Here is a 6268-nt window from a genome sequence, read left to right on the forward strand (position 1 = left end):
TGCCCGTGTCGCGGTCGCCCAGCCCCATCGGGCCGTCAGATTGGCACGGACTGCCGAGGAGCACCCCCCGACAGCCGTGCAGTTCTGTCAGTCGCCGGGGCGCGCCGCCTCGGCCGGACGCGGGCTCTCCGCGCCGGCGCCGTCGGGGTCGGCGTCCGACTGGGCCGTGGGCGCGAACGCCGCCAGCGCGCCGAGCGCGTCCGCGGTGACCTGGGCCGCCAGCAGGTTCGCCTCGGCGATCTGCCGGTAGACCTCCTCGCGGTGGATGGTGACCTCGCGCGGGGCCTTGAAGCCCAGTCGCACGGTGCCTCCGCGCACCTCGACGACGTGGACCTCGATGTCGTCGCCGATGCGGATCGTCTCGCCGACGCTGCGGGTGAGTGTGAGCACGAGTACCCCTCCATGGGTGTGTGGGTGGCCGTCCGTGGCGGTGCCCGCGGCTGCGGGCACGGGGCCGCGTCCCCGACGCGGCGGCACTGAGGTTATCGGCGCAGGTGCCGCCGAAGAGGATGCGCACCGTCGGTCTGCACGACCTGCTGCGCGCGGTGCGTCGCGGGGGCGACGACGACCGGGGCCCGCAGGTTGGCCGTGGCCTCGGCGACGTCGCCACCGGGCACGCTGACCAGGCAGTAGACCCGGGCCTCGGCCGGGTCGGTCAGCCCCAGGCCGGTACGGACGTCGGCCGGGACGACCGGGGTGTACCCCGGGAAGAACTTCCGCGCCGGCACGGCGAGGAACCGCGGCCCGTCCGGGGCCACCGCCTGCAGCCAGAAGAGCAGCCCGGCGCTGTCCCCGGCGACCAGGACGTAGTCGGAGTGGCCGGGGAACCCCGGCAGCGGTTCGGTGAACGTCAGCACCTGGACCGGGGGCGGAGCCGGCGCCGTCGTCATCGGGCCCACCGCGGGGCTGTCGGCGAGGGTGGTCATCAGCGCAGGTAGTCCATCAGCGTCGGCGAGATCGCCTTCGCCGTCGCCTGCAGCGCCGCCTGGTAGCCGACCTGCTGCATCTGCAGCCGCATGATCGTGTTCGGCAGGTCCACGTTCTCGACCTCGCCGAGCTGGGTCTCCAGGGTCAGCGCGAGGTCGCTGTTGATCTGCTGCTCGCGCTCGATCCGGGCCGCCCGGGCGCCGACGTCGGCGACCCCGCCGAGCATTCGCTTCAGCGCCACGTCCAGGTCCGCCAGTCCCTGGTCCAGGGCCGCTGGGTCGTCGACGAGATCGTCGGCGATCCGGGCCACCAGCGCGAACAGGTCGTCCCCAGGGGGACCGAAGGCCTCCGGTCCCGTCAGGTCCACGCGGACCTCCTCGGTGAACGCGACCCGGCGCATGATGTCGGCACCCCCCAGGCCGAGGTAGGCGCCGGTGTCGCTGTCGTAGGCCTTGGCACCGGTGGTGACCCCACCGAAGATCGGCCGCCCCTGGACCGTGGTGTTGGCCAGGCCGAGCAGGCTCTCCCGCAGCGACTCCACCTCCGTGGCCAGCGCCCGCCGGCTGGCCTCGGACGAGCTGCCGGTGCTCGCACCCTGCACGGTGAGGTCGCGGACCCGCCGGGTGACGTCGAGCATGTTCTGCATCGTCGAGTCGGTGATCGACAGCCAGCTGTCGGCGTCGGCGATGTTGCGGCCGAACTGCTCGACCGCGGCCTGCTCCGACCGGATCTGCATCGCCTTGTTCGTGCCGGTCGGCGAGTCGGACGGCGCGTTGATGAGCTTGCCGGAGGTGAGCTGCTGCTGCAGCTTGCCGAACGTGTCGAGGTTGCGGTTGAGGCCCTGCAGGCTGGTGAGGGCGACGGCCTTCTGCGTGATGCGCACTCAGATCACAGCCCCACGCGGCCGGTGCGGTTGATCAGGACGTCGAGCATCTCGTCGATCGCCGTGACCAGCCGCCCCGCGGCCGAGTACGCGTGCTGGAAGGACAGCATGTTGGTCATCTCCTCGTCGAGGTTGACCCCGGCCACGGACTCCCGGGCGGCGTCCACCTGCCCGGTGATGACCGACTGGATGCCGAGGTTGCGCTGCGAGACCGCCGACTGGACACCCAGCTCGACGATCATCTTCCGGTAGGCGGCGTCCGGCGAGGCGACGCCGTTGCCCAGGTGGGCCAGCTTGTCGGCGTTGCCGCGGTCGAGGTTCTTGGGGATCGAGCCGTCGTCCGCGCCGAGCGAGGAGGCCGCCAGCTTGCCCGGCTCGGTGATCGCGACGGTGATCGACGCGGCCGTCACCGCTCCGCCCGTGGAGCCGATGAGCGGGCCGCCGCGCACCCCGTCGAGGTCGAAGCCTTCGGCATGCGCGGTGTTCAGCGCGGTGGCCAACGCGGACGCGATGCCGTCGAGCTCGGTCCGGTAGGTCGGCAGGATCGAGTTCAGCGCGTGCAGTTGCCCTCCGGCGTTCCCGCCCACGGTCACCGAGAGCCCCCCGGTGGCTGTCACGACGCGCGGCGGGTCACCGGCGGTGCCGGCGGGGTCGATCGCGCCCTGGACGGCGAGCTTCGACGCCGTCCCACCGGAGACGAGGGTGACGCTGCCGACGACGACGTCGACGACGCCACCGTCCCGCGGCCGCACCGACACCCCCACCTGGTCGGCGAGCTTCATGACCAGCAGGTCGCGCTGGTCGGTGAGGTCGTTGGCCGGCAGGCCGGTCTGCGAGGCGCGCAGGATCGCGGTGTTCAGCTGGGCGATCGTCCCCGCGGCCGCGTTGACGTCGTTCACGAGGACCCCGAGGTTCTCGCGCGTCTGCTGCCACTGCCCGTCCAGCTGCGCGCTGCTGAAGTGCAGCCCCCCGACGAGGGTCTCCAGCCGCTTGAGCACCTGCCCCCGGGCGGCCTCGTCCTCCGGCTTGTTGGCCACGTCCTGCCACCCGCGCCACATGTCGGCCATGAGGTTCTGCAGGCCGGTCGTGCCGGGCTCGCGGAACGCCTGCTCCACGAGCTCGTAGGCGTCGGTCTCGGCGGTCAGCTGCGCACTGTTGGCGTGCTCGGTGTGCCCGCGACCCTCCAGGAAGGCGTCACGGATCCGCGTCACCTCGTCGGCGTTCACCCCGCCACCGATGCCGGAGCCGGTGGAGTAGAACGCCGGGACCGCGCTGCCACCGATGGCCTGCATGTCCACCCGCTGGCGGGAGTACCCGTCGGTGTTGACGTTCGAGATGTTCTGGCCGGTGACGTCGAGCGCCCGGCGCTGCGCCCAGAGGGACGTGGTTGCGGTGTTCAGGAGGCTGAAAGTGCTCACGTCAGAGTGCTCCGTCCAGGGTGACCGCACGGTGCGTGCCGTCGGAGTGCCGGCCGGTCGCGCCGTACGTGCCGGCCGAGGACGAGCGCGTCCGCGTGAGCGCGTCCCCGATGGCGGACAGGCCACCCTCGATGAGCTCCCGGTTGGCGTCGGACAGGCTGCGCAGGTCGGTGATCAGCACCAGTAGCGCGTCGTGGTGCTGGGCGAGGAGGTCGTTCCACGGCGCGGGAGCGGCGTCGGCGACCTGCCGCAGGGAGGGGTCGCTCGCGAGGCCGAGCGTCCCCGCGATCACCTCGGTGGCCGCGGACCGCTCCACCTCCAGGGTGCGCAGCTGGTCGAGGATCACCTCGATCTCGTGCGCGATGCGCGCCAGCCACCGGGTCTTGCCCGTGAGGATCAGGTACTGCTTCTCCTCGGCCTTGAAGAGCAGGAGGTCCAGGAGCTCCTGCTCCCGCCACAGCAACGTCGACAGGTGCTGGTAGTCCACTCCGTCCACCGCCTTCCGTCGTCTCGCTCGTGCTCGCGGTCACCCTGAGCCCCCCGGGTCGGGGAGAACCGCTGTCGGAGCTGGCATCGGCACCCGTTCGGAGGGGGTTGAGCCGAAGGAGGGAATCGGCACTCAAGTTCGACAGGATTTGTGCCGACGGGTGGTGCCGATCCCGGCGCCGACAGCCGAGAGGTACGGACGTGACCCCAGTCCGTTCCCTCGCGACCGAGCGACCCCTCCGCGAGCGGTCCGCGCACGACCGGCCGTTGCGGGAACGCCCCCAGAACGGCCGGGTCCCGCACCCGGTCAAGGGGCGCTCCCCGCAGGAGGTCGACGCGCTGGTGACCGAACACCTCCCGCTGGCGGCGTTCGCCGTCAACGCCGTCGCCTCCCGCATCTCGCTCCCCGGCCACGTGAGCCGCGAGGACCTGCTGTCCTGCGCCCACGTGGCCCTGGTCGAGGTGGCGCGCCGGTTCGACCCGGACGCGGGCGCCTCCTTCTCCACCTACGCCCTGGCGCGCCTGCAAGGTGCGGTCCTCGATGAGCTGCGCTCCGGGGACTGGGCCAGCCGATCGGTGCGCGCCGCGGCCCGGCGGACCGACGCCGCCGCCGACGCGCTGACCATCAGCCTGGGCCGGCCGCCCACGCGCGAGGAACTCGCGCAGAGCCTGGGTGTCCCGCGCAGCGAGCTCGACCACCTGCAGGTCGACATCCACCGGGCCGTGATGGTCAGCATCGACGCGGAGGACGGCCCCGACGGGACGTCGCTCGACCTGCCCGACACCGGCGAGTCCCCCGAGCGCGCAGTCCTGCGGGGGGAACGCGCCCGTCACCTGCACGCGGCGATCCGTGCGCTGCCCGACCGGCTCGACGAGGTCGTCGAACGCAATTTCTTCGGTGATGAATCACTGACCGACATCGCGGAAGACCTGGGTGTGACGCTGTCGCGCGTCTCGCAGATGCGCGCACGGGCCCTCACCCTCCTGCACGCCGCCATGAGCGAGATCTGGGAAGGCAGGACGGTTCCCGCGGACGGTGGGGTGCGGGCACGCAACCAGCAGCGCGCCTACATCGACCGCGTGACCGGCCGGGCGGCCACTGGACCTGCGCGAAACACGCCACTCCCCGGCCCACGGGTGACCGGGTGGCCGACGTCGCCGTCGCCGTCGCCGTCGCCGTCGCCGTCGCCGTCGGGCACGGTCGCACAACCCGCATGAGTGATCCCGGCCGGTAGACACACGGTCTTCCTCAAGTCGCGGGCCCTTCGCGCCGAGATCCTCTTTGGTCGCCCGCAGCACGGATGCAGCGGGACCGGAAAGTACGACCCCGTCCAAGGAGGATCACCATGGGTCTGCGCATCAACCAGAACATCGCGGCGCTCAACGCTCACCGCAACCTGTCGATCACCGACAGCCAGATGAGCAAGTCGCTGGAGAAGCTCTCCTCCGGGTTCCGCATCAACCGCGCCGCCGACGACGCGGCCGGCCTGGCGATCTCCGAGGGCCTGCGCTCGCAGGTCGGCGGCCTCAGGGTCGCCGTCCGCAACGCCCAGGACGGCGTCTCCGTCGTCCAGACCGCTGAAGGTGCCCTCACCGAGGTGCACAGCATCCTGCAGCGCGTCCGCGACCTCACCGTCCAGGCCTCCAACACCGGCGTCGTCACGGAGACAGCGCGCGGCTACATCGGCAAGGAGATCACCGAGCTGAAGGGTGCGCTGGAGGACATCGCCAAGCGCACCGACTTCAACGGCACCAAGCTCCTCAACAGCGCCAGCACCGTCACCTTCCAGACCGGCGCGAACGGCGGCGACACGGTCTCGGTGAGCCTGAGCGACGTCAACGCCGTGGCCACGGCCATCGGGACGGTCGCGACCAACGTCAGCGCTGCCGGTGAGTACACCGCTGCGCAGTCGACCACCGACCTGGAGAGCATCGACGCGCAGATCAAGTCGGTCTCGGGGTCCCGCGCCACCCTCGGTGCCTCGCAGAACCGCCTGGAGAGCACCATCAACTCGCTCAACGTCGCGGTGGAGAACCTCTCCGCGTCCGAGAGCCGCGTGCGTGACGCCGACATGGCCCAGGAGATGGTCGGATTCACCCGCTCCCAGATCCTGTCCCAGGCCGGCACCGCGATGCTCGCCCAGGCCAACCAGGCCTCGCAGAGCGTCCTCTCGCTGCTCCGCTGATCCCAGCACTGAGCAGCTGAGCCACGACACCTCAGCACCACCCCGGGTGAGGGGGGAGGCCTTCGGGCCTCCCCCCTCACTGCTTTCCCGACTCCGCACCCCACGCGAAGCCGGGAGAAAGCCACGACTTCGCCTCAAGCCCCGGCGGGCGCCTGCCGTAACCATCAGTGCAGCACCGACACCACCCCGCAGCACGGATGCAGCGGGATCAACAAGTACGACCCCGTCCAAGGAGGATCATCATGGGTCTGCGCATCAACCAGAACATCGCGGCGCTCAACGCTCACCGCAACCTGTCGATCACCGACAGCCAGATGAGCAAGTCGCTGGAGAAGCTCTCCTCCGGCTTCCGCATCAACCGCGCCGCC

Annotated in this window: 8 protein-coding genes; 3 read left to right on the forward strand and 5 right to left on the reverse strand. The window is 71.2% G+C overall.

Annotated features, from left to right (window positions below):
* Nucleotides 1-87: 87 nt before the first annotated feature.
* The 5 genes from csrA to ACI79K_RS11385 all read right to left on the reverse strand — a co-directional run bounded on the left by csrA (nucleotide 88) and on the right by ACI79K_RS11385 (nucleotide 3724).
* A complete protein-coding gene (gene csrA, locus ACI79K_RS11365; RefSeq protein WP_456590952.1) occupies nucleotides 88-390 on the reverse strand; it encodes a carbon storage regulator CsrA in 303 nt (100 codons plus the stop codon).
* Between the two features lie 92 nt (nucleotides 391-482).
* Nucleotides 483-926, reverse strand: coding sequence for a flagellar assembly protein FliW (gene fliW, locus ACI79K_RS11370; RefSeq protein WP_456599736.1), 444 nt, complete (start codon nucleotides 924-926; stop codon nucleotides 483-485).
* Nucleotides 926-1810, reverse strand: a complete 885-nt coding sequence (gene flgL / locus ACI79K_RS11375) for a flagellar hook-associated protein FlgL (protein ID WP_456599737.1) — start codon at nucleotides 1808-1810, stop codon at nucleotides 926-928. The genes fliW and flgL overlap by 1 nt, the downstream gene beginning before the upstream one ends.
* A 5-nt stretch (nucleotides 1811-1815) precedes the next feature.
* On the reverse strand, nucleotides 1816-3228 hold the full coding sequence (flgK, locus tag ACI79K_RS11380; protein ID WP_456599738.1) for a flagellar hook-associated protein FlgK: 1413 nt from the start codon (nucleotides 3226-3228) through the stop codon (nucleotides 1816-1818).
* A gap of 1 nt (nucleotide 3229) precedes the next feature.
* Nucleotides 3230-3724 carry a flagellar protein FlgN gene (locus tag ACI79K_RS11385; RefSeq protein WP_456599739.1) on the reverse strand — a complete coding sequence of 165 codons (495 nt, stop codon included), beginning with the start codon at nucleotides 3722-3724 and terminating at the stop codon, nucleotides 3230-3232.
* A 191-nt stretch (nucleotides 3725-3915) separates the two neighbouring features.
* Here ACI79K_RS11385 and ACI79K_RS11390 point away from each other — a divergent pair, with 191 nt between their 5' ends.
* The 3 genes from ACI79K_RS11390 to ACI79K_RS11400 all read left to right on the forward strand — a co-directional run.
* Nucleotides 3916-4932, forward strand: a complete 1017-nt coding sequence (locus ACI79K_RS11390; RefSeq protein ID WP_456599740.1) for a sigma-70 family RNA polymerase sigma factor — start codon at nucleotides 3916-3918, stop codon at nucleotides 4930-4932.
* A 128-nt stretch (nucleotides 4933-5060) separates the two neighbouring features.
* Complete coding sequence (locus ACI79K_RS11395) at nucleotides 5061-5900, forward strand: flagellin N-terminal helical domain-containing protein (protein WP_456599741.1); 840 nt, start codon at nucleotides 5061-5063, stop codon at nucleotides 5898-5900.
* Nucleotides 5901-6142: 242 nt separating this feature from the next.
* The coding region (locus tag ACI79K_RS11400; RefSeq protein ID WP_456599744.1) for a flagellin N-terminal helical domain-containing protein at nucleotides 6143-6268 on the forward strand (126 nt) is incomplete at its 3' end.

Source organism: Blastococcus sp. SYSU DS0616 (assembly GCF_054051015.1).